This is a genomic window from Mitsuaria sp. BK041, from assembly GCF_014193085.1.
In the GTDB taxonomy this organism is placed as follows: domain Bacteria; phylum Pseudomonadota; class Gammaproteobacteria; order Burkholderiales; family Burkholderiaceae_C; genus Roseateles.
Genome location: NZ_JACHYT010000001.1, coordinates 2,217,371 through 2,242,278, shown reverse-complemented (window position 1 = coordinate 2,242,278; position 24,908 = coordinate 2,217,371). Strand labels below are relative to the sequence as shown.

The 24,908-nt window shown below is 71.5% G+C and carries 2 protein-coding genes; both read right to left on the bottom strand.

Features of this window, described 5'->3' with window-relative positions; translation table 11 throughout:
• Positions 1-52 precede the first annotated feature (52 nt).
• Positions 53-11,632 carry a non-ribosomal peptide synthetase gene (locus tag FHT38_RS09730; protein ID WP_183491548.1) on the bottom strand — a complete coding sequence of 3,860 codons (11,580 nt, stop codon included), beginning with the start codon at positions 11,630-11,632 and terminating at the stop codon, positions 53-55.
• The gene (locus tag FHT38_RS09725; protein ID WP_183491546.1) at positions 11,633-24,883 is read right to left on the bottom strand and encodes a non-ribosomal peptide synthetase; all 13,251 of its coding nucleotides are present in this window, start codon (positions 24,881-24,883) and stop codon (positions 11,633-11,635) included.
• Between the last annotated feature and the right edge of the window lie 25 nt (positions 24,884-24,908).

The window sequence follows — 24,908 nt, the reverse complement described above, 5'->3', positions numbered from 1 at the left end:
TCGGCGTCGCCACGGACGGGATCCGGTGCCGGGAGGCACCGGATCTCCGCATTCACGCCGTCCCCGCGCGGCCCGCCACCTCCACGCAGTGGTCGATCAGCGCGACCAGCTGCCCCCGGAAGCCCGCAGCCAGCGCCTCCATCGTCGCCGGCTTGAACATGCGGTCGCTGTAGGACCAGTTCATCGTCAACACGCCGTCCATCACCTGGCCGATCACCTCGATCCAGCAGGGCAGCGGTCCGCGCTCGTCGCGGGCCATGCCGCCGGAGTCGTGCGCGCGGCTGAAGCCCGCGCCGTCCTTCAGCGTCTGGTCCAGCTGGCCGAGGTAGTTGAACGCGATCCCCGGCTGGACCGCCGCCAGCGACGCACGCACCGCCTCGTCGGCATGCAGGTGGCGCAGCACGCCGAAGCCGACACCGCGGTTCGGCACCGCGCGCAGGTGGCCGGACACCGACGGAATCGCCGCCGCCCACGGCTGCTGGTGGCCGGACAGGCGAACCGGATAGGCACTCGTGAACCAGCCCACGGTGCGGCTGAGGTCGATGTCGGCCGCATCGCCTTCGCGGCCGTGGCCCTCGAGCAGCACCAGCGCCTCGGGATGGCCGCTCCAGGCGGACAGCGTCCGCCCGAGCGCGGTCAGCAGCAGCGCATCGACGCCGCCGCCGTAGGCCGCGGGTGCGACACGCAGCAGCTGCCGCGTGAGCGCCGCGTCCAGCGACATCGCCGCGGTGCGGCGGTCCTGGATCCAGGCGGGGGCCTGCGGATCGTCCCGCGGCAGGTCTGGGATCGCGGCCAGCTCGCGCCGCCAGTGCGGCAGCTCGGCGGCCAGCGCCTCCGAGCCCGCCCAGCGCGCCAGATGCTCCGCCCAGGCCTTGAACGGCGCGCTGCGCGCGGGCAGCACCGGCTCAGTACCGGCCACCAGCGCCAGGTAGGCGGCCTGCAGGTCCTCCAGCAGCACGCGCCAGGACACGCCGTCGATCGTCAGGTGATGCACGGCGATCAGCAGCCGCGCGCTGCCGTCGACGTGCCGCAGGTGCAGCACCCGCCACAGCGGGCCCCGCGCGAGGTCGAGGCTTCGCTGAGCCCGGTCGGCCTCGCGCCGGATGTCCTCCGGGCTGGCGACCTCGCGACTCCACAGCACGTCGGAGCGCGGATCAGGAGCTGTCGCCGTCGCCACGGTCGACGCGTCCTCGTAGCGCTGTGTCCATCGGCCATCGGCGTCCTGGTTGAAGCGCAGGCGCAGGCCCTCGTGGTGCTGGGTGAGCAGCGCGATCACGCGTCGCAGCCGGTCCTCGTCGAGCCAGGCCGGCGCCCTCAACATCACCGACTGGTTGTAGTGATGACGCGCCGGGATGGGCTGCTCGAAGAACCAGCGCTGGATCGGCGTGAGCGGCACCTCGCCTTCGGCGGCGACAGGCGTCGACACGCTCCCGGTCAAGCCCGCCGCCGCGCTCACCGATCCGCGAGCCGACATCGCCGTCGACGCGTCCCTCGCGTTCGACGTGGTCGACGCGCCCGCCGTAGCCGAGCCGGCACCAGCGAAGGTGGCCATCAGGCCCTCGATCGTCTGATGGCGGATCAGGTCACGCAGCCGCAGTTCGAAGCCGAGCCTGGCGTTGCGCACCCGCGAGATCACCTGCAGGCTGAGGATGGAATCTCCGCCCAGCTCGAAGAAGTTGTCGCCGATGCCGACCTGCTCGATCCCCAGCACCTCCTGCCAGATCGTCGCCAGCCGCTGCTCGACCTCGGTGCGCGGCGCGCGGTAGTCGCCATCGTGCGAGCTCACCGGATCGGGCAGCGCCGCGCGATCCAGCTTGCCGCTGATCAGGCGCGGCAGTCGCGGCAGCAGGACCAGATGAGCCGGCGCCATGTGCTCCGGCAGTTGCTCGGCGATGCGCTGGCGCAGGCGGGGCAGCAGCGTCGCCTCGCTCACATCCGCCAGCGCGACGACGTAGGCCGCGAGCTGCTTGCCGGACGGACTCTCGCGCGCCACGACCGCCGCCTCCAGCACGCCGGGCACCTCGCACAGGCAGGTCTCGATCTCGCCCAGCTCGATGCGGAAACCGCGGATCTTGACCTGGTGGTCGGCGCGCCCGATGTATTCGATGTTGCCGTCCTCCATCCAGCGGACCAGGTCGCCGGTGCGGTACAGCCGGCCACCGGCGGCGTCGAAGGGATCGGCCACGAAGCGCTGCGCGGTCAGGCCGGCGCGTCCCAGGTAGCCGCGCGCGAGGCCGAATCCGCCGATGTAGAGCTCGCCGACGACGCCCGCCGGCACCGGCTGCAGGTCGGTGTCGAGCACATGGATCGCGCGGTCCCCGACCGGCTTGCCGATCGGCGCGTAGGCGCAGTCGAAGCCCTCGCTCGCGGCCGACTTCCAGATCAGCGGCGTGATGACGCACTCGGTCGGGCCGTAGCCGTTGATCAGCGTGCGCGGCCGCAGGTGGCGGCAGACCTTGTCGTAGGCGGCCTTGGGCATGGCCTCGCCGCCGAAGACGTACAGCTCCACCGGCGGCGCGTCGCCGCGCAGGCCGGCCCAATCGGCGATCTGGCCGAGGTAGGCCGGCGGGAAGGCGGCGTTGGTGACCTCGTAGCGATGCAGCGCCTCGCAGGTCTGCTCGGCGGTCCACAGCTCGTTGTCGCGCAGGGCCAGGCCCGCGCCCACGCACAGCGGCGTCAGCCAGCGCTCATGGGCACCGTCGAAAGAGAAGGACATGAAGTGCAGCTCGCAGGAGGCGGCGCTCATGCCGTAGATCTCCGCCGTGGCCAGGCAATGCATGGCCAGCGGTCCGTGTGTCACCGCCACGCCCTTGGGCAGGCCGGTCGAGCCGGAGGTGTAGATCACATAGGCGAGGTGGTCGGGATGGTCCGCCAGCGCGAGATTGGCGGCATCGTCCGCCGCTGTGGCCGCTGTGGCCGCTATGGCCGCTGTGGCGGCCGCAGTCGCCTCGCGGACCTCCTCCATCGTCACGACCTCGAGGCCCGGCACCGCCGGCAGTCGTGCGCGCAAGCCGCGCTGCGTCAGCAGCAGCGCGGCGCCGCTGTCCTGCAGCATGAAGGCGAGCCGGTCCGGCGGATAGGCCGGGTCCAGCGGCACGTAGGCCGCGCCGGCCTTCAGCACGGCCAGCAGGCCGACGATGCTGTCGAGCGAGCGCTCCAGCGCCACGCCGACGCGGGCGTCGCGCGGCAGGCCGCGGCGGACCAGGTGGTGGGCCAGCCGGTTGGCCCGCGCGTTCAGCTGGGCGTAGCTCAGTTCTTCGTCGCCCAGCAGCAGCGCGATGGCGTCGCCGCGGGTGGCGGCCTGGCGCTCGATCAGGCGATGCACCGGCGCCGGCCGCGGCTCGGCCAGGCCACCGCCACCCTGCCCGAGCGCGCGCAGCGCGCGTGCCGCCGGCGCGTCCAGCCAGCGCAGCTCGCCCAGCGGTGCCGACGGATCGGCGGCCATGCCGTCCAGCAGCGTCTCCATCTGGGTGCGCAGCCTCTCGACGAAGGCGTCGTCGAGATCCCGGCGGCTGTAGCAGTACTCGATCACCAGCCGCTCGCCGGCGACGACCTGCAGGTCCATCGCGTAGCCGGTCAGGCCTTCCCCACCGATCTCGTCGAACTCGAGGCCGTACTGGCCGAGCTGCCGCAGCGCGCGGTCGATCGGTGCGTTCTCGAAGACGATGATGCTGTCGAACAGCGGCCGGCCGGAGGAGCCGGCCCAGCGCTGCACGTCGGCCAGCGCGGCGTGCTCGTGGTCGCGCAGGCGCAGGTTGGTGTCCTGCACGGCGCGCAGGTAGTCGCCCACCCGCTGGCTGGCGTCCCATGTGACCGGCACCGGCACGGTGTTGATGAACAGGCCCAGCATCTCCTCCGCGCCCGGCAGCGTGGCGGGACGGCCCGCGACGGTGGCGCCGAAGACCACGCGGTCGCGGCCGGTGTGCCGGTGCAGCAGCACGGCCCAGGCGGCCTGCACCAGGGTGTTCACCGTCACGCGCTCGCGCTGGGCGAAGGCCGTCAGCGCCGCGGACCGCTCGGCGTCGAAACGCGAGTAGCGCTTCTCGAAGCTCGAGCGGCCGGGCGCGGCGCGGGTGGACTCGGCCAGCAGCGTCGGGCCGTCGAGGGCCGCGAGCGCCTCGGTCCAGAAGGCCTGCGGCGCGCCGGCATCCTGCCGCTGCAGCCAGCGCACGAAGTCGCCATAGCGCGGCGGCGCCGACGGCAGCGCCTCGCCGGCGTAGCAGCGCAGCCATTCCGCCATCAGGCGGGCGTCGCTCCAGCCGTCGGAGAGCAGGTGGTGGCGGGTCCACACGAGCTGGTGGCGATCCTCGTCCAGCTGGATCACGGCGACCCGCGAGAGCGGCGGGCGGAGCCAGTCGATCGGGCGCGTGAGCTCGGCGCGGGCGAAGTCGGCGATGCGACGCGCGGTGTCCGCCTCGCCGCGCCAGTCCAGCCGCGTCATGGCGCTGGGCGCCTCGCGCAGCACCAGTTGCAGCGGTCGCGTCATGCCGGGTTGCCACAACACGGCGGTGCGCAGCATCGCGTGCCGCGCGACCATCACGCGCCACGCCGCTTCCAGGCGATCGGGATCGAGGTGGCGGACCTCGACGTTCAGCTGGTTCACGTAGAGGCCGGAGTCCGGCGCCTCGACCGAGTGCAGCAGCATGCCTTCCTGCGTCGGCACCAGCGGGTAGACGTCCTCGATCGAGGCGGGGTCGATCGGCAGCGCGGCGATGGCGGCGGCATCGAGGAAGTCGTCGAGACGACCGAGCGGTGATGCCGCATCGGGCGCTGCCGGCGCGCCGTCGTCGATCCGCTGCGCCGCAACGCCGAGACGGACGATCGTCTGCAACTCGAAGATCTGCCGCGGCGTCAGATGCCATCCGGTGCGACGCAGGCGGGCAATGATCTGCAGGCTGAGGATGGAATCTCCGCCGACTTCGAAGAAGTTGTCGTGACGGCCCACGCGGCTGATGTCCACGTCGAGCACGTCGGCCCAGACCGCGGTGATGGCAGCCTCGACCTCGCCCTGCGGTGCCTCGTAGGCGGCTGCCGATGCGGTATGGAGATCGGGGGCCGGCAACGCCTTGCGATCGACCTTGCCGCTGGGATTCAGCGGCAGCGTGTCGAGCACGACGATGGCGCTGGGGACCATGTACTCGGGCAAGCTGCGGCTGAGCACCTCGCGCAGGATTTCGGTGTCGATTGCACCGTCACGCTGCACCGTCGCTCCGGGCTGCGCCAGCGCCGTCGCGTGCGCAGAGACGTATGCCACCAACCTCGCGCCGGTGGGCGTCTGCATCGCCACGACCACGGCCTCGCGCACGCCGGGCTGGGCTAGCAACTGCGCTTCGATCTCGCCCAGCTCGATCCGGAAGCCGCGGATCTTGACCTGGTGGTCGATGCGGCCGAGGTAGTCGAGTTGACCCTCGGTATTCCATCGCACCAAGTCGCCGGTGCGATAGAGCCGGCTGCCGTCGACGGCCATCGGATTGGCGATGAAGCGCTCGGACGTGAGCCCGGCGCGGTCGTGATAACCGCGCGCAAGGCCAATGCCTCCCAGGTACAGCTCGCCCGGCACGCCGGGAGGCACCGCGTTGAGGTCGCCATCGAGCACCCAAGTCGAGATGCCGGTGATCGGCGCACCGATCGGGACTTGGCTGCGACCATCGTCGCGGCAGGTCCAGTGCGTGACGTCGATGGCCGCTTCGGTCGGACCGTACAGGTTGTAGAGCTCCGCCTTCGGAAGGCGTCGGAACACGGCGGCTTGTGCCTCGGCCGGCAACGCCTCGCCGCTGCACACGACGCGGCGCAGCGAAGTGCAGGCCTCCACGCCGTCGTGCGCCAAGAAGGCCTGCAGCATCGAGGGCACGAAGTGGATCGTGGTGACTTGGTGCTCGTTGATGAGCTCGACCAGCCGCTGCGGATCGCGGTGATCGCCCGGCGCGGCGATAGCGAGTCGTGCGCCTTCGGCCAACGCCCAGAACAGTTCCCACACCGAGACGTCGAAGCTCAGCGGCGTCTTCTGCAGCACTGTGTCGGCCGCGCTCAGCGTATAGGCCTTCTGCATCCACGCCAGCCGGTTGTGCAGCGCCACGTGGCGGTTGGCCGCGCCCTTGGGCCGCCCCGTCGAGCCGGAGGTGTAGATCACATAGGCGAGGTTCTCGCCGTGGACCTCGACGTTGGGATTCGCCAGCGATGCATCGCTCTCACCATCGCTGACCGCCTCATCGGCGGCTTCGGCCGCACGGTCGGTGCGACCGCGCGTGTCCTGCGAGGCCTGAGCGGCGACGGTCGCGTCGATATCGACCAGCTCGACGCCCTGCCCGACCGGCAGCTTCGCGTGCAGATGCGACTGCGTCAGAACCAACGACACGCCGCTGTCCTCGAGCATGTAGGCCAGCCGATCGGCGGGCAGCTCGGGGTCCAGCGGCACGTAGGCGCCGCCGGCCTTGAGGATGGCCAGCACGCCGACCATCATCTCCATCGATCGATCGACGGCCAGTCCCACGCGCGAGTCCGGGCGCACCCCCAGCGCGATGAGGCGATGCGCAAGACGGTTCGCACGCCCATTGAGTTGACCGCGTGTCAGCGTGCTCTGCCCAAAGACCAGCGCCGGTGCATCCGGATCGATCGCCGCCTTGCGTTCGATCAGCCGATGCATCGGCACGGCCTCGTCAGCAGACGGCGGCACCTCGCTCCAACGCGTCAGGGTCGCAGCCTCCTCCGGCCCGATCACGCTCAGCGCATGCAAGGCTTGCCCGCCGCCCGCAGTCAGCGCGTCGACGATGCCGCGCACGGCCGCTTCCAGATAAACCTGCATCCGCGCCACACGCACCGAGCGCTCGACCTGCAGCACCAGCTCGAAGACCTCCCCGCGGTCATTGACCGAGAGCGTGAACGGATAGTTGGTCCGCTCCTTCGCGCCGACCAGCGTCATGCCGTCCCACACCGCGTCCGCACCGTCCTCGCCGCGGCGCGGACCGCTGTGGCGATAGTTCAGCAGGCTGGAGAACAGCGGCGTGCCACCGGGCAACCCGCTGCAGCGCTGGGCCAGCGACAGCGGTGCGTGCTCGTGGTGCAGCAGGCCGGTGAGCCGCTCATGCGTCTCCCGCAAGCCCTGCGAGACGCTGCGCCCGCGCAGCTCGACCCGCAGGGGCAACGTGTTGATGAACATGCCCATCGCACGATGCGCCTCGTCCCCGCCCTGCATGCGGCCGAACAACACCGTGCCGAAGACCACGTCGTCGCGCCCCGCCGTGCGCGCCAGCACCAGCGCCCAGGCGAGGTGGAACAAGGTCGCCGCGCTCACGCCCTGGCGACGCGCCTGCTCGCGCAACTCGGTCGAGAGCGCCGCCGGCAAGGTCAGGCGCGACTCCTCGTTCGCGCTTCCATCGAGTCGCGCGTCGACGAGGCCAAAAGGCGCGGTCACCTCGTCCACGCCGCCCAGCAGTTGCCGGAAGAAGGCCTCGTGCTGGTCCCCGCTCATGCCCGCGCGCGCCTGCGCCACGTAGCGGCGGTACGGCACTGGCCGGGGCAGCTCGGCATGACGCTGCTGCAGGATCAGCGCGATCTCCTCGATCATCAGCTTCTCGGCCGTGTGGTCGAGCGCGAGGTGATGGCTGGGAAGCTGCAGCAGCCACTGGCCACTGGCCGCATCGTGGACCGCGATGGCCCTCACCATCGGCGCTCGGCGCACGTCGATGCGGAAGGATCGGCGATCCACGTGGGCCGCCAGCCGCTCCGCGGCACGGCCCGCGGCGCGGTCGGCCTCGTCGATCGGCAGCCATTCGAGGGTCAGCGGCGCCGCGCGGCAGACGACCTGCACCGGCTCGCGCAACCCCTCCCACACGACCGCGGTGCGCAGGATGTCGTGACGCGAGATGACCTGATTCAGCGCGTCGATGAAACGCGTCAACCGTGCCTCGCCGTCGAAGCGCAGCAGCAGCGAAATCACATAGGCGTCGCCCTGCTCCTGCATCAGGTGATGGAAGAGCATGCCCTCCTGCAGCGGCGCGAGCGGGTAGATGTCCTGGATGTTGGCCGCGCCACCGGGGATCGCGGCCTCGATGCGCCGCAGCTCGGCCGTGTCGAGCTCAACCAGCGGCAGCATGCCCGGCTCGAGTGCGGTGCAGCCGGCCGGGATGGTCGCCGCATTGGCGTCGGGGTCTGCGATGGGGACGGCCACGCCCGCCGACTGGGCCACGGCTGACGCGAAATCGGCGAGTCGCGGATGAAGGAACAAGGCCCGCATCTCCGATGGCCAACCGCACTGGCGCAGTCTCGCCTGCAGCTGGATCGCGAGCAGCGAGTGCCCGCCCAATTCGAAGAAGCTGTCCCACCGGCCGACGCGCTCCACGCCGAGCAGGTCACGCCAGATCGACGCGATGGTCGCTTCGGCCTCGCCCTGCGGGGCCTCGTAAGCCGCCGCTGACTGGGCATGGAGGTCCGGCGCCGGCAGGGCCTTGCGATCGACCTTGCCGCTGGGGTTCAGCGGCAGCGTGTCGAGCACGACGATGGCGCTGGGGACCATGTACTCCGGCAGGGTCCGGCCGAGTGCCTCGCGTAGCTGGTCGGTGTCCAGCGCGCCCCGTGGCTGCGCCGACGCACCCATCGGCACGGAGGTTCCGGACCGCACTGAAGTTGCTGGCTCCACCGGGGCGGCCGCCTGAGCCGAGATGTAGGCGACCAGCCGCGCGCCGGTGGGCGCCTGCAGCGCCACGACCACGGCCTCGCGCACGCCGGGCTGCGCGAGCAACTGCGCTTCGATCTCGCCCAGCTCGATCCGGAAGCCGCGGATCTTGACTTGGTGATCGATGCGGCCGAGGTAGTCGAGCTGCCCTTCGGCGTTCCATCGCACGAGGTCGCCGGTGCGATAGAGCCGGCTGCCGTCGGTGGCCATCGAATTGGCGACGAAGCGCTCGGAGGTCAGGCCGGCGCGGTCGTGATATTCGCGCGCCAAGCCGATTCCTCCCAGGTACAGCTCGCCCGGCACGCCGGGAGGCACCGCGTTGAGGTCGCCATCGAGCACCCACGTCGAGATGCCGGTGATCGGGGCGCCGATCGGCACTTGGCTGCGGCCGTCGTCGCGGCAGGTCCAATGCGTGACGTCGATGGCCGCTTCGGTGGGGCCGTACAGGTTGTAGAGGCCCGCCTTCGGAAGCCGGCGGAACACGGCGGCTTGCGCCTCGGCTGGCAACGCTTCGCCGCTGCACACGATGCGCCGCAGCGAGGTGCAGGCCTCCACGCCGTCGTGGGCGAGGAAGGCCTGCAGCATCGATGGCACGAAGTGGATCGTGGTGACCTGGTGCTCGTTGATGAGCTCGACCAGCCGCTGCGGATCGCGGTGATCGCCGGGCGCCGCGATGGCCAAGCGAGCGCCTTCGGCCAGCGCCCAGAACAGTTCCCACACCGAGACGTCGAAGCTCAGCGGCGTCTTCTGCAGCACCGTGTCGACCGCGCTCAGCGCGTAGGCTCGCTGCATCCAGGCCAATCGGTTGTGCAACGCGACGTGGCGGTTGGCCGCGCCCTTCGGCCGCCCCGTCGAGCCGGAGGTGTAAATCACGTAGGCGAGGTTCTCGCCGTGGACCTCGACGTCGGGATTCGCTGGCGATGCGCTCAGACGTTCATCGGCGCTCTCCGCGGGGTCGATGTCGACCAACTCGACGCGCTCGCCGACCGGCAGCTTCGCGTGCAGATGCGGCTGCGTCAGCACCAGCGCCACGCCGCTGTCTTCGAGCATGTATGCCAATCGATCGGCGGGCAGCTCGGGGTCCAGCGGCACGTAGGCGCCGCCGGCCTTCAGGATGGCCAGCACGCCGATCATCATCTCCAACGAGCGCTCGACGGCCAGTCCCACGCGCGAGTCCGGGCGCACGCCCAGCGCGATGAGCCGATGCGCCAGGCGGTTCGCACGCGCATTGAGCTGACCGCGAGTCAGCGCGCTCTGCCCAAAAACCAGCGCCGGTGCATGCGGATCGATCGCCGCTTGGCGCTCGATGAGACGGTGCATCGGCACGGCCTCCGCCACCTCATCGCCATTGACGCTCAGGCGCTCCAGCCGCTTGAGCTCCTCCGGCGACATCAGCGCCACGTCCCCGACGGCTCGCTCCGGCGTCGCGCTGATCGCCTCCAGCATGGCCACGAAATGCCCCGCCATCCGCTCGATCGCCGCCGGCTCGAACAGCTCGGCCGCGTAGCTGAAGCTCGCGCGCACCGTGCCCTCCGCGGTCTCGGTCGTCGTCAGCATCAGCTCGAACTGGGCCGTCTGCTCGCCCAGCGCGTACGGCGTCAATCGCAATCCGGGCAGCGCCATGGGCCCCTGCGCGCCCGCGCTGCCATGGTTGAACATCACCTGGAACAGCGGATGCACGCCCAGCGTGCGCTCAGGCTGCAGCGCATCCACCAGTTGCTCGAACGGCAGATCCTGATGCGCCTGCGCGCCCAAGGCCGACTCCCGCGCCTGATCGAGCACCTCGCCCAGCGACCGACGTCCGTCCACGCGGTTGCGCAGCACCTGCGTGTTGACGAAAAAGCCGACCACGCCTTCGGTTTCGACCCGCTGCCGGTTGGCGACCGGCACGCCGACGCGCACCTCCGCCAGCCCCGCATGGCGGCCGAGCACCGCCTGATAACCGGCAAGCAGCGCCATGAACAAGGTCGCCCCCTGCGCCTGCGCGCGTGCCCGCAGGCCGCGCACCAGCGCCGCCGGCAGCTCCACGCCATGCTGCGCCGCCCGATAACGCCCATCGGCCCGCCGCGGGCGATCCGTCGGCAGCTGCAGCACCGGTTGCTCGCCCCCGAGCTGCGCCACCCAGTACGCCAGCTGCCGTTCCCGCTCACCGGCCTCCAGCCAGTGCCGCTGCCACGCGGCGTAGTCGGCGTATTGGATGGGCAGCGCGGTCATCGACGGCGTCTCGGCGCGGACCCGGGCGCCGTATTGCGCGATGAACTCGTCGACGATGACCTTCATCGACCAGGCGTCCGACACGATGTGATGCATCACGACGACGAGCACCTGCCGCCGCGCGCCTTGGCGCAGCAAGGCCACCCGCAGCAGCGGGCCCCGCTCGAGCTCGAACGGCGTGTCGACCAGACGGCGGACCTCCGCGCGGGTGCGGGACTTGATCGCATCATTGCCCTCGCGGCCCTCGCTGCCCTTGGCGCCCTCACCGCCCTCGCCCTCCCGCAGGTCGATCATCTCCAACCCGAAGCCGATGTCGCCGGCGGCGTGGACCCTCTGGACGACCTGTCCCTGGGCATCCGCATGGAAGGTCGTCCGCAGCGATTCATGGCGCGCCACCAGCGCCGCGAAGATGTCGCGCATCGCGGCGGCATCCACCTCGCCCTCGAGCGTCAGCGCGCCGGACAAGTGATACGCGGTGCTCGTCCGATCCAGCGTCCACAGGAACCACTGCCGCAGTTGCGCGAACGACAGCGGGCGCGTCTCGAGCGGCGCCGGCACGATGGGCAGCATCGCGAAGTCGATCCCCTGCGCCTTGAGCGCCTGCAGGAAGCCCCGCTGCTTTTCCGCCGGCAGGCGCGCGAAGCGCTCGGCCAGCGCGCGCCGGGGATCGGCGGACGGTGCGCTCGGAGCCTGGGCCGGGGCCGCGTCGGTCGTCGCGATCGTGTCGTTCTTGTCGAGGGTGCTCATTCAGTTCTCCCAGGTATCCAGCAGCGCGGCCATGCGATCGAGGTCCGCGCCCTGCGCGGCGGCCAGCGCCTCGCTCTCGCGCTGCACGCGCGCGGCGGCATCGGCGAGCGTCGGGCTCTCGAAGTACGCGCGCAGCGGCAGTTGCACGCCAAAGCGGCGCTGGACCTTCATCTGCAGCTTCATCAAGGCGAGCGAATGGCCGCCCAATTCGAAGAAGTTGTCGTCGCGCCCGACGCGCTCCACGGCCAGCGTCTCGGCCCACAGCGCGGCGAGCGCCGTCTCCGTTTCGCCGCGCGGCGGCTCATGGGGGCGTCCGGCATCGGCCTGCGGCGCCGGCAGCGCCTTGCGGTCGACCTTGCCGTTGGGATTCAGCGGCAGCGCGTCCAGCACGATGAAGAGCCCCGGCACCATGTGGTCCGGCAGCACGCGGGCCAAGCCCTCGCGAAGCGCGCGTGGGTCCAGCGCGTGGCCAGGAAGCGGCGAGACGTAGGCCACCAGCCGCGCGCCGCCCGCCCCTTCGGCCGCGACGGCAACGGCCTCGCGCACGCCCACCTGCAGCCGAAGCTGCGACTCCACCTCGCCCAGCTCGATGCGGAAGCCGCGCACCTTCACCTGGTGGTCGATGCGACCGAGGTATTCGAGCTGCCCTTCTTCGTTCCAGCGGACGAGGTCGCCTGTGCGGTACATCCGCCCGCCGGTGGCGTTGAAGGGATCGGCGACGCAGCGTTCGGCGCTCGCGCCGGGCCGGCCGAGGTAACCCCGCGCGAGACCGCCGCTCAGGTAGAGCTCGCCGGGCACGCCGGGCGGGCAGAGATTGAGGTCAGCGTCGAGCACGCGCGCCTGCCGGTCCCCGACCGGCCTGCCGATGGGCATGTAAGGCGCGGCGAATCGCTCGCCCACCAGCGCGATGCCGACGGTCGGGGTGATGACGGTCTCGGTCGGACCGTAGCCGTTGATGATGCGCGGCGGCTTCAGCACCGATTGCACGAGGTCGAGGTTGGCGCGCGACATCGCCTCGCCGCCGACCGTGTAGGACCGGATCGGCAGCCGGCTGCCGGCCTCGCCGAGCAGCTCGGCCATCTGCGTCAGGTAGCCCGGCGTGAAGCAGGCGATGGTGATGCCGTGGCGCTCGATCTCGGCGGCGGTGCGTTCCACCGGCCACAGCTCCTGGTCACGCGGCATCAGCGCGGCACCGAAGGCCAGCGGCACCCAGGTGCGCTCGTGCGCGCCGTCGAAGGCGATGGACGCGAACTGCAGTTCACGGTCGGCCGGCGTCATGCCGTAGACCTCGCCGATCGACTGCACGTGCATCGCCAGCGGGCCGTGCGTGACTGCCACGCCCTTGGGGCGGCCGGTCGAACCGGAGGTGTAGATGACGTAGGCCAGGTGCTCCGGGTGGATCTCGACGGCGGGATCCGACTCGGCGCCGGTGAAGGCGTCCTCGCCGTCCAGCGCCAGCACCGCGAGGCCGTCGGTCGACGGCAGCCGCGCCGCGAGCGCCTGCTGCGTCAGCAGCAGCCGGATGCCGCTGTCCTCGACCATGTAGGCCAGCCGCTCGGCCGGATAGGACGGGTCCAGCGGCACGTAGGCCGCGCCGGCCTTGAGGATGGCGAGCAGCGCAACCACCATGTCCATCGACCGCTGCACGGCCAGGCCGACGCGGTCCTCGGGGCGGATGCCGAGCGCGATCAGGCGATGCGCCAGGCGGTTGGCGCGGGTGTTGAACTGCGCATAGCTGAGCTGCTCGTCGCCGAAGAGGAGCGCCACCGCGTCAGGGCGCTCGACGGCCTGGCGCTCGACAAGGCGGGGCACCGGCGGCGTGCCGTCGAAGCGCGGCACCGGGACGCCCCAGCGGGACAGGCGCGCGCGGGCGGCGTCATCCAGGACGTCCAGCGCGCACAGGGCTTGCGCGGGTCGATGCGTCAATGCATCGACCAGGCTGCTCACCGCCGCGTGCATCAGCGCGCAGACCTGCTCGGGATCCAGCGACTCATGCACCTGCGCGACGAGGCCGAAGCCTTCGCCGTCATCGTCCACCGACAGGCCGAAGGGATAGTTCGATCGTTCCTGGGCGGCATCGATCTCCATGCCGTCCCAGGCGGCGGAGGACGCATCACGGCGTCGGTGGGCGTGCCGGTAGTTCAGCAGCGCCGAGAACAGCGGCGTGCCACCCGGCAGTCCGCTGCAGCGCTGCGCCAGCGACAGGCTGGCGTGCTCATGACGCAGCAGCGCGGACAGCTCCGCGTGGGCGTCGCGCAGCCCCTCGGCGACGGATTGGTCGCCGACCCGCAGGCGCAGCGGCAGCGTATTGATGGACAGGCCCAGTGCGCGCGCCGCGCCGTCGTCGACCTGCAGGCGGCCGAGCAGCACGGTGCCGAAGACCACGTCGGTCCGGCCGCTCGCGCGGCCCAGCACCAGGGCCCAGGCGAGATGGAACAGCGCCGCGACGCCCACGCCTTGTTGACGCGCCATGCGACGCGCCTGGCTGGCCAGCGGGGCGGGCAGTGCCAGTCGCGACTGTCGCAGCCGCGACCCGTCGCCTCGCACATCGGCCACGCCGAAGGGCACGGTGGGCTCGGTCACGTCGCGCAGCATCGCGCCGAAGAAGGCCTCGTGCTCGGCGCGGCTGACGCTGAGGCGGGCGTGCGCGACGAAGCGCCGGAACGGCACCGGTGCAGGCAGCTCGGCCTCGCGATCCTGCTGGATCAGCGCAATCTCCTCGACGACGCCGGCCAGCGTGCTGTGGTCCGTCACCAGGTGGTGACTGGACAGTTGCAGCAGCCAGCGACCGCTGCCGGCGTCGAAGCCGGCCACGGCGCGCAGCAGCGGCGCGCGCCGCACGTCGATGCGGCCGGAGCCGGGTCGGCCCAGCGCCTCGAGGCGCTCGGCCACCGGGCCGTCCGTCGGCGAGAGCCAGACGATGTCCAGGCGGGCCTCGCGGCACACGACCTGCAGCGGTTCGTCCAACCCCTCCCACAGGATCGCGGTGCGCAGGATGTCGTGGCGCGCGATGACGCGATCGAAGCTGTCGATGAACCGGCGCAGCCGCGCTTCGCTGTCGAAGCGCATCAGGTGCGCGGTCACGTAGGCGTCGGTGTCGCGCTGCAGCAGGTGGTGGAAGAGGATGCCTTCCTGCAGCGGCGCCAGCGGGTAGATGTCCTGGATGTTGGCCGCGCCGCCGGGGATCGCCGCTTCGATGCGGCGGATCGCGGCCGCGTCGAGGTCGACCAGGGTGAGCATCTCCGGCTGGATCTCGGTGCAGTCGTCGGGGATGCAGTTGGGAGGCACGACGATGTCGAGCGGCGCCGCGTCGGCTGAGCGGGCCGCTTCGGCGGCGATGGCCGAATCCGAGGCCCTGCCCGCCTGTGGGTCGATCGACTGCGCAAAAGCCGCCAGCTCCGGATGGAGGAACAACTGCCGCACCTGAGCGCGGAGGCCTCGGCCGCGCAGTTGATCGAGCACCTTCAGCGCCAGCAGCGAGTGGCCGCCCAGCGAGAAGAAGTTGTCGCGGCGGCCGACCTGGTCGGTCGGCAAGCCCAGCACGTCGGCCCAGACCGCGGCGATGGCGGTCTCGACCTCACCCTGTGGTGCCTCGTAGGCGGCTGCTGATGCGGAGTGGAGATCCGGTGCCGGCAGCGCCTTGCGATCGACCTTGCCGCTGGGGTTCAGCGGCAGCGTGTCCAGCACGACGATGGCGCTGGGGACCATGTACTCCGGCAAGGCCCGGCTGAGCGCCTCGCGCAGGATGTCGGTGTCGATTGCACCGTCGCGCTGCGCCGTCGCTCCGGGCTGCGCCAGCGCCGCCGCATGCGCAGAGACGTATGCCACCAACCTCGCGCCGGTGGGCGCCTGCAGCGCCACGACCACGGCCTCGCGCACGCCGGGCTGCGCGAGCAGCTGCGCTTCGATCTCGCCCAGCTCGATCCGGAAGCCGCGGATCTTGACTTGGTGATCGATGCGGCCGAGGTAGTCGAGCTGCCCTTCGGCGTTCCATCGCACCAAGTCCCCGGTGCGATAGAGCCGGCTGCCGTCGATGGCCATCGGATTGGCGACGAAGCGCTCGGAGGTGAGTCCGGCGCGATCGTGATAACCGCGCGCCAGGCCGATGCCTCCCAGGTACAGCTCGCCCGGAACACCCGGCGGCACCGCGTTGAGGTCGCCATCGAGCACCCATGTTGAGATGCCGGTGATCGGCGCGCCGATCGGCACTTGGCTGCGACCATCGTCCCGGCAAGTCCAGTGCGTGACGTCGATGGCCGCTTCGGTGGGGCCGTACAGGTTGTAGAGGCCCGCCTTAGGAAGCCGGCGGAACACGGCGGCTTGCGCCTCGGCTGGCAGCGCTTCGCCGCTGCACACGATGCGCCGTAGCGAGGTGCAGGCCTCGACGCCGTCATGGGCCAGGAAGGCCTGCAGCATCGAGGGCACGAAGTGGATCGTGGTGACCTGGTGCTCGTTGATGAGCTCGACCAGCCGCTGCGGATCGCGGTGATCGCCCGGCGCGGCGATAGCGAGTCGTGCGCCTTCCGCCAACGCCCAGAACAACTCCCACACCGAGACGTCGAAGCTCAGCGGCGTCTTCTGCAGCACCGTGTCAGCCGCGCTCAGCCCGTAGGCTTTCTGCATCCAGGCCAAACGGTTATGCAACGCGACATGGCGGTTGGCCGCGCCCTTCGGCCGCCCCGTCGAGCCGGAGGTGTAGATCACGTAGGCGAGGTTCTCGCCGTGGATCTCGACGTTGGGATTCGCCAGCGATGCGCCCGGACGTTCATCGGCGCTCTCCGCGGCCTCGATGTCGACCAAATCGACGCCCTGCCCCGCCGGCAGCTTCGCGCGCAGATGCGGCTGCGTCAGCACCAGCGCCACGCCGCTGTCTTCGAGCATGTAGGCGAGCCGATCGGCGGGAAGCTCCGGGTCGAGCGGCACGTAGGCGCCGCCGGCCTTGAGGATGGCCAGCACGCCGACCATCATCTCCAACGAGCGCTCGATGGCCAGCCCTACGCGCGAGTCCGGTCGCACGCCCAGCGCGATGAGGCGATGCGCGAGTCGGTTCGCGCGCTCATTGAGCTGACCGCGATTCAGCGCGCTCTGCCCAAAAACCAGCGCAGGTGCGTGCGGATCGATCGCTGCTTGGCGCTCGATGAGGCGGTGCATCGGCACGGCCTCCGCCACCTCATCGCCGTTGACACTCAGCCGCTCCAGCCGCTCGAACTCCTCCGACGACATCAGCACCACATCCCCGACGGCTCGCTCCGGCGTCGCGCTGATCGCTTCCAGCATCGCCACGAGATGTCCCGCCATGCGCTCGATCGTGTCGAACTCGAACAGCTCAGCCGCGTAGCTGAAGCTCGCCTCGATGTCGCCGGTCGGCAGTTCGGTCGTGTGCAGCGTCAGCTCGAACTGGGCCTCGCGCTCGGCCAGGGCGCCCGGCTCGATCTCAAGCTCCGGCAGTCGGCGCGCCGTCAGGTCCTCCCCGCGCTGGTGGTTGAACATCACCTGGAACAGCGGATGCACGCCCAAGGTGCGTTCCGGTTGGAGCGCTTCGACCAGTTGCTCGAACGGCAGGTCCGGATGGGCCTGCGCGCCGATCGCGGCCTCGCGGGCTTGCGCCAGCACTCGCGCCAACGGCATCCGCGCGCCGATGCGGTTGTCCAGCACCTGCGTGTTGACGAAGAAGCCGACCACCGGCGCGATCTCCGGCCGGTCGCGGTTGGCGATGGGCACGCCCACGCGGATCTCCGTCTGCGCGGTCCAGCGGCTCAGCAGCGCCTGGAAGCCGGCCAGCAGCACCATGAACAGGGTCGCGCCCTCGTCGCGGGCGCGTTGCCGCAGGCGCGCCGACAGCGCCGGCGGCAGCGTCCAGGCGTGACGCGCGGCCCGGTAGCGGCCATCGGGCCGACGCGGATGATCGGCCGGCAGCTGCAGCACCGGCTGCTCCGCGCCGAGCCGCTCACGCCAGTAATCCAGCTGGCGCTGCCACTCGGCCCCTGCGCCCCACTGGCGCTGCCACACCGCGAAGTCCGCGTACTGGATGGGCCAGGGCGCCAGCGTCGTCGCCTCGTCCCGCACGGCGGCGGCGTAGTCCGCGAAGACCTCGTCCACGACAACGCGCATCGACCAGCCGTCGGACACGATGTGATGCATCACGACGACCAGTTGGTGCCGATCGATGCCCTGCCGCAGCAGGCCGACACGGATCAGCGGACCGGTGGTCAGGTCGAACGGCGTCTGGACGAGCCGTCGCGCCTGCGCTTCGTCGGCGAGCAGGGTGAATGCCACTCCGGCCGTGCCGGGTGCTTGCACCCGCTGCTCCACCGCGCCGCCCTCGCCCAGCCGGAAGACGGTGCGCAGCGATTCGTGCCGCCGCACCAGCAAATCGAAGCTGTTGCGTAGCGCGTCGACATCCAGCGCACCGTGCAGGTTCAGCGCGCCAGCGATGTGATACGCGGTGCTGGTCGGGTCCAGCTGCCACAGGAACCATTGACGCTGCTGCGCGAATGACAGCGGCATGCCTGCCGCACGGGCCTTGTCGCCCAGCGGCACGACGGCGGACCGCACGCTCGAGGTGATGGACGGCGCAACGGACGGCGCGATCGCAGCCCCTGCTTTGTCCGCGTGGATCTCCGCTACCACGCGCGCGAGCGCCGCGACCGTCGGATGCTCGAAGACATGCCGCGGCAGGAGGCGCCAGCCGCGCTGATGCCCCAACGCGACGACCTTCAGGCTCAGGATCGAATCGCCGCCTGCGGCGAAGAAGTTGTCGTCGCGACCGATCCGCGCCAAGCCCAGCACCTCGGCGAACAGCGTCGCCACGGCCGCTTCAATCTCTCCGCGAGGGGCCTCGAACACGTCGGCGACCTGCGGCTCCGGCGAAGGCAACGCGCGCCGATCGACCTTGCCGTTCGGGTTGAGCGGCAGGGCCTCCAGCACGACGACCGCGGCCGGCACCATGTAGTCGGGCAGCGTCCGCGCGACCTCAGCGATCACCGCAGCCGGGTCGGCCACACGGCCCTCTCTCGCGACGACATAGGCCACGAGCCGCGTGCCGCTCGCGCCCGGTGCGGCGACGACCACAGCGTCGCGCAGTTCCGGCAGGACCTTGAGCGAGGCCTCGACCTCGCCCAGCTCGATGCGGAACCCGCGCACCTTGACCTGATGATCGATGCGACCGAGGTACTCCAGCTCGCCATCGGCGCTCCAGCGCACCAGGTCGCCGGTGCGATACAGCCGCGAGCCCGGCGCGCCGAACGGATCGGCGACGAAGCGCTCGGCCGTCAGGCCGGCGCGGTCGAGGTAGCCGCGCGCCAGGCCGGTCCCGCCCAGATAGAGCTCGCCCGGCACGCCGGCGGGGCATGGCGACAGATGGCGGTCGAGCACGCGGGCGGTCCGGTCGCCGACGGGGCGGCCGATCGGCACGGTCGGCCGGTCGCCGAGGCGCTCGATCTCCTCGGCCGGAACGTCCCAGGCGCATGGCGTGATCACCGCCTCGGTCGGGCCATAGGAATTCACCAGGCGCCGCGGGAGGAAGGCGTCGCGCGCCGCGTGGAAGTCGGCGGCGGACCAGGCCTCGCCACCGGCGATGCACAACCGAACCGGAAGCCGCCCGCCCGCGTGCTCAGCCGCGAGCTGCCGCAGATAGGCCGGCGGCAGGTGCAGCGCCGTCACGCCCTCGCGACGGACGGTGCGGGCGACCTCCTCGGTCGACCAGCCGTCCCGCGGCAGCAGCACGACGCCCGCACCGTGGATCAGCGGCGCCATCCATTGCGAACCGGCCGCGTCGAAGCTGATCGACGCGAACTGCAGCAGGCGATCCTCGGGGGTGAGCTTGAGCCGCTTGCCGATCGCCTGCAGGTGCATGGCCAGCGGCCCGTGCGCGACGGCCACGCCCTTGGGCCGGCCGGTCGAACCGGAGGTGTAGATGACGTAGGCGAGCTGGTCGGCCGCGAGCGCCGGAAGCGGCAGCTCGTCGCACGCCGAAGCGTCGGGGCGGTCCGGTTGATCGATGCACAGCGTCGGCACGCCCTCGGACACCGGCATGCAATCGAGGACGTCGGCCTGTGTGAGCAGCAGCTCGATGCGGCTGTCCTCGATCATGTGGCGCAAGCGCGCCGACGGATACGACGGATCCAGCGGCACGTAGGCGCCGCCGGCCTTCAGGATGGCCAACAGGCCGACGATCATGTCGAGCGAACGCGGCAGCGCCAGGCCGACGCGTGACTCCGGCGTCACGCCACGTGCGATCAGCCGATGTGCCAGGCGGTTCGCGCGAGCCTCCAGTTGCGCGCGGGTGAGCCGGCCGTCGCTGGCGATGACCGCGACTGCCTCGGGCCGCGCGTGGGCCTGCCGCTCGATGAGCTCAGGGACGGTCGCGGCGACCGCCGCCTGAATCGCATCGCCGCCGCTCCATGCGTGCCATTGCGACAGCGCCGCCGGATCCAGGCTACCGAGCTCGCACAAGGGCTGATCGGGGTTCTCGGCCAGCGCGCGCGTGACCGCCTCGACCGCGGCCAGCACCTGCGCCCCGATGGCCTCGGCATCGAGCGTCCGATCGACCTGCGCCACCAGCCCGAAGCCATCGCCGAAATCGTCCACCGACAGCGCGAAGGGATAGTTGGTGCGCTCCTCGCCGTCGAGCAGCCGCATGCCGTCCCCGTCGAGCACGGCGCTCACCGGCTGGCGGCGGCTGTGGCGGTAGTTCAGCAGCGCGGAGAACAACGGCGTGCCGCCCGGCAACCCGCTGCAGCGCTGCGCCAGCGACAGCGGCGCGTGCTCGTGCCGCATCAGATCGGCCAGTCCGGCCTGCGCCAGGCGCAGGCTCGCCGCGACGCCCAGCGGCCCGACCCGCAGCCGCAGCGGCAGCGTGTTGATGAACAGGCCCAGCGCGCGCCCGGCGTCGCGCCCCGCCAGCATGCGGCCGAGCAGCACCGTGCCGAAGACCACGTCATCGCGCCCGGTCGCGCGCGCCAGCACCAGCGACCAGGCCAGGTGGAACACCGCCGATGCGCCCACGCCATGCCGTCGCGCTTCCTGGCGGATCCGGTCCGCCAGCGCGGTGTCGAGCGTCCGCCGCGCCTCGTGCACGCTGGTGCCATCGCCGCGCACGTCGATCAGCCCATAGGGCGCCGTCGGCTCCTCCACGTCGCGCAGCAGCGCGGTGAAGAAGGCCTCGTGAGCCTCGCGCCCCATCCCCAGGCGCGCGCGGGCGACCTGCTCGCGGAACGGCACCGGCGTCGGCAGCTCAGCGGCCGCGCCGCGTTGCATCAGACCGATCTCCTCGACGATGCGCTCCAGCGTGGTGTGGTCGGACACCAGGTGATGGCGCGACAGCTGCAGCAGCCAGCGGCCGGGCGCGCCGGTCCGAGCCGATGCGCTGGCGCCGCCCTGCACTGCGCCAGCGGGCGGTGCGCCATTGGCCTCTTCCACCGCCAACTCCCCCGCCACTTCCGCGGCCACCGCCACCTCTGCGGTCGGCGCCACCTCAGCGGCCACCTCGACGGCCGTCGCTCGAATCATTGGCGCCTCACGGACATCGATGCGCAGCCGGCTCCGGTGAACATGCGCCTTCAGCCGGTGTTCGGCGTCGGCAGTGGCGACGGCGCCCTCCCCGTCCAGCCAATGCAGCCGCAGCGGCGCCGAGCGATGCACCACCTGCACCGGCTCCCGCAGGCCCTCCCACACGACCGAGGTCCGCAGGATGTCGTGCCGCGCGATCACCGCGTCGAGGTGGGCGACGAAGCGCTCCAGCCGCTCGCGGCTGTCGAAGGCCAGGCCGCGCGAGGTGACGTAGGCATCGCCGTCGGCCTGCATCAGGTGGTGGAACAGGATGCCTTCCTGCAGCGGCGCCAGCGGGTAGACGTCCTGGATGTTGGCGGCGCCGCCGGGCACCGCCGCCTCGACGCGGCGGATCTCGTCCGGCGTCAGCGACACCAGCGGCAGCATCTCCGGCGTGAGGGCCTCGCAACCGGCGGGAATGCGGTTGGGCGGAACGATCAACTCCGACTCGACCGGCTCGATCGCGAGGGCCCGCGCGAAGTCCTGCAGCCGCGGATGGGCGAAGAGCTGGCGCACCTGCGCGCGGTGGCCGTCGCGGCGCAGCCGCTCGACCAGGCGCAGCGCCAGCAGCGAATGCCCGCCCAGTTCGAAGAAGTGGTCGCCGCGGCCCACGCGCGGCACCTCCAGCACCTCGGCCCAGGCCGTAGCGATCGAGGTCTCGACCGGACCTTGCGGCGGCTCGTGCGCCTCGGACGAGGTCCGGTCCGGCGCCGGCAGCGCGCGGCGGTCGATCTTGCCGTTGGGGGTCAGCGGCAGCGCGTCCATCACGACGAAGGCGGACGGCAGCATCGCATCGGTGAGCCCACGCGACAGGCGCTCGCGCAGCGCCGCCAGGTCCGGCGGGATCCCGTCGCGGCCGGTGACGTAGGCCACCAGCCGCAGACCGCCGATTCCGTCCTGGGCGTCGACGACGGCATCGGCGATCGCCTCGTCGGCGCGCAGCTGCGCCTCGACCTCGCCGAGCTCCACGCGGAAGCCGCGCACCTTGACCTGGTGGTCGACCCGGCCGAGGTACTCCAGCTGGCCATCGGCGGTCCAGCGCACCAGGTCGCCGGTGCGGTACAGGCGACCGCCCCGCTCGTCGAACGGATCGGCGACGAAGCGCTCGGCGGTCTGTCCGGGCCGGGACTGGTAGCCACGCGCCAAGCCCAGGCCGGCGACATACAACTCGCCAGGCAGCCCCGGCGGCACCGGCAGCAGGTCGGCATCGAGCACGCGCATCGCCGTGCCGGGCAGCGGCCGGCCGACCGGCAGCGTCGCCGCCGAACGGTCGGCGGTCGCCGCGTCCTGGGTGAGCGTGCCGACGGTGGTCTCCGTCGGGCCGTAATGGTTGAAGACGCGCAGCGCCGGCCGCAGCGCCTGGATGCGCGACAGCAGCGCCCAGGTCGTGGCCTCGCCACCCAGGACCAGCCGGTGCCGCGGCAAGGCCTCCGCCGCCTCGCGGGCGCCGAGCAAGGCCTGCAGATGACTGGGCGTGATCTTGAGCACGTCGATCGATTCCCGCCGCATCACCTCGGCGAAGGCATCCGGGTCGGACGCCCGCGCGGCGGAGATCAGGTGCAGCGTCAGCCCCGCGCGCAGGGCGCCGAACAGCACCGTGTGGCCGAGATCGGCGGCCACCGTCGAGACCATGGCCATGCTTGAGAGGCGGTCGTCGATGTGCAGCCGATGCAGCACGCCGTCGAGGTAGTTGCCCAAGGCGCCATGGCTGACGACGACGCCCTTCGGGCGGCCGGTCGATCCTGAGGTGTAGATCAAGTAGGCCGCCTGGTCCGGATGGACGGCCGCGGCTGTAGCCGTGGCAGTCGCTCCGCTCGATGAGCGGGCCAGGGCGGCGTCGTTGTCGTCGTCGGTCGGAAGCCGCATCGTCGGCACGCCGAGGGCCCAGACCGGATCGCCGTCGCCGATCACCAGCGCCGCGCCGCTGTCCCGCAGTTGGAAATCCAGGCGCTCCGCCGGCAGCGCTGGATCCAGCGGCACGAACGCCGCGCCGGCGCGCAGCACGCCGAGCATCGCGACGACCATCGGGATCGAGCGGTCGAAGGCCAGGCCCACGCGCGCGTCGGCGCCGATGCTCCGATCACGCAGCCTTCGCGCCAGCGCGTCGACACGACGATCCAGCGCTGACCAGGTCAGCGCGTCGTCCTCCTGGACGAGCGCCGTGGCCTGCGGATGGCGTCGCGCGTGCAGGGCAACATGCTCATGCACTGGCACGAAAGACGAGCCGGTCAGCGCCGTTGCGCCCACGGGGACTGGCGCAGGCTTACCGAGGCCCCAAGCCGCGAGGCGCCGCAGATCGTCCTCATCCGCCAGGCCGACGGCCCCGACGATCTGGTCAGGCGCGCGCACGATGGTCTCCAGCATCGCCACGCAGGCGCGGACCAGCCGCCGTGCCGTCGAGGCCTCGAACAGGTCGGTGTTGTAGGCGAGCCGGCCGCCGATGCGCGCCGAGCCCACCTGGAAATTCATCGACAGGTCGAACTTCGCATTGACGTCCCCTTGCTCGACGAACTCGACCGTGACCTCGTCGAAGTCCAGCGCCGGCAGGTCCCCCATCTGCACGCCGAAGAGCACCTGGAACAGCGGCGAGCGCGTCGGATCCCGGCGCTCGTTGCGCTGGGCCAGCAGCAGGTCCAGCGGCAGGTCGGGATGCGACATCGCGCCCAGCGCGTCGCTCCGGATCTGGCGGCACAGCGCCCGCAAGGTCTGCTCGGGCTTGAGCCTGGCGCGATAGACATGGGTGTTGACGAAGAAGCCGATCAGGCCGAAGAACTCCTCGTCCTGGCGCCCCGCATGCGGCACGCCGACGGCGAATTCCGACTGCCGCGCGAAACGCGCCAGCAGCAGCTGCCAGGCGGCGAACAGCACGACGAAGGGCGTGCAGCGCTCGGCGCGGCAGAACTGGCGCAGCGCCGCCTCCAGCGCGGGCTCGAGCGCGAAGTCGATCGACGTGCCGCGGAACGACGGCATCGCGGGACGCGGCGCATCGGTCGGCAAGGCCAGCACCGGGACCTCGGGGCCGAGCTGCGCGTTCCAGTGGGCGAGCGCGCGATCGAACCCGCCGCGCGCCAGCGTCTCGCGCTGGCGGACCGCGTGGTCCGCGTACTGCAGGCGCAGCGGTGGCAGCTGGACCGGGCCGGCCTGCCGCAGCGCCAGGCCGTAGGCCGTCGACAGGTCGGCGGCGAAGACCGGGTTGGACCATGCGTCCGACACGATGTGATGCAGGCACAGCACCAGGACGTGGTCGTCCTCGCCCCGCTTCAGCAGCCGCGCCACCATCGCCGGCGCGACCGCCAGATCGAAAACGTGGTGGAGCGTGGCCTGCACCTCGCGCGCGATCGCCTCCTCGCGCGCCTGCGGCGCGAGCGCCGAGACATCCGTCTGCCCGAGCGTGAACGCGACCTGCGGCTCGGCCACGGCCATCGGCAGGCCGTCGCGTTCGAGGAAGCGGGTGCGCAGGATGGCGTGGCGCGCGATCACCGCCTCGAAGGCGCGCTGCAGGGCCTCGGCCCGCAGCGGGCCGCGCAGGCGCATGACGCGTGGCAGGTTGTAGGCGGTCATGCGCTCGCCCAGGCGCTGCAGCACCCACAGCGGCTCCTGCGTGAACGACAGACGGACCGCCTCGCCGTCGGCGACGCGGGCGGTGGGTGGCGTCGCGGCGACGCCCAGGTCGTCAGCGGCGGGCACGGGCGGGAGGGTCATGTCGTTCATGGGTGCAACAGAGGGA

Excerpts from the sequence above, each read along its gene's own strand:
- FHT38_RS09725 (WP_183491546.1), bottom strand. The coding sequence starts at position 24,883 with ATGACCCTCCCGCCCGTGCCCGCCGCTGACGACCTGGGCGTCGCCGCG.
- FHT38_RS09730 (WP_183491548.1), bottom strand. The coding sequence starts at position 11,632 with ATGAGCACCCTCGACAAGAACGACACGATCGCGACGACCGACGCGGCC.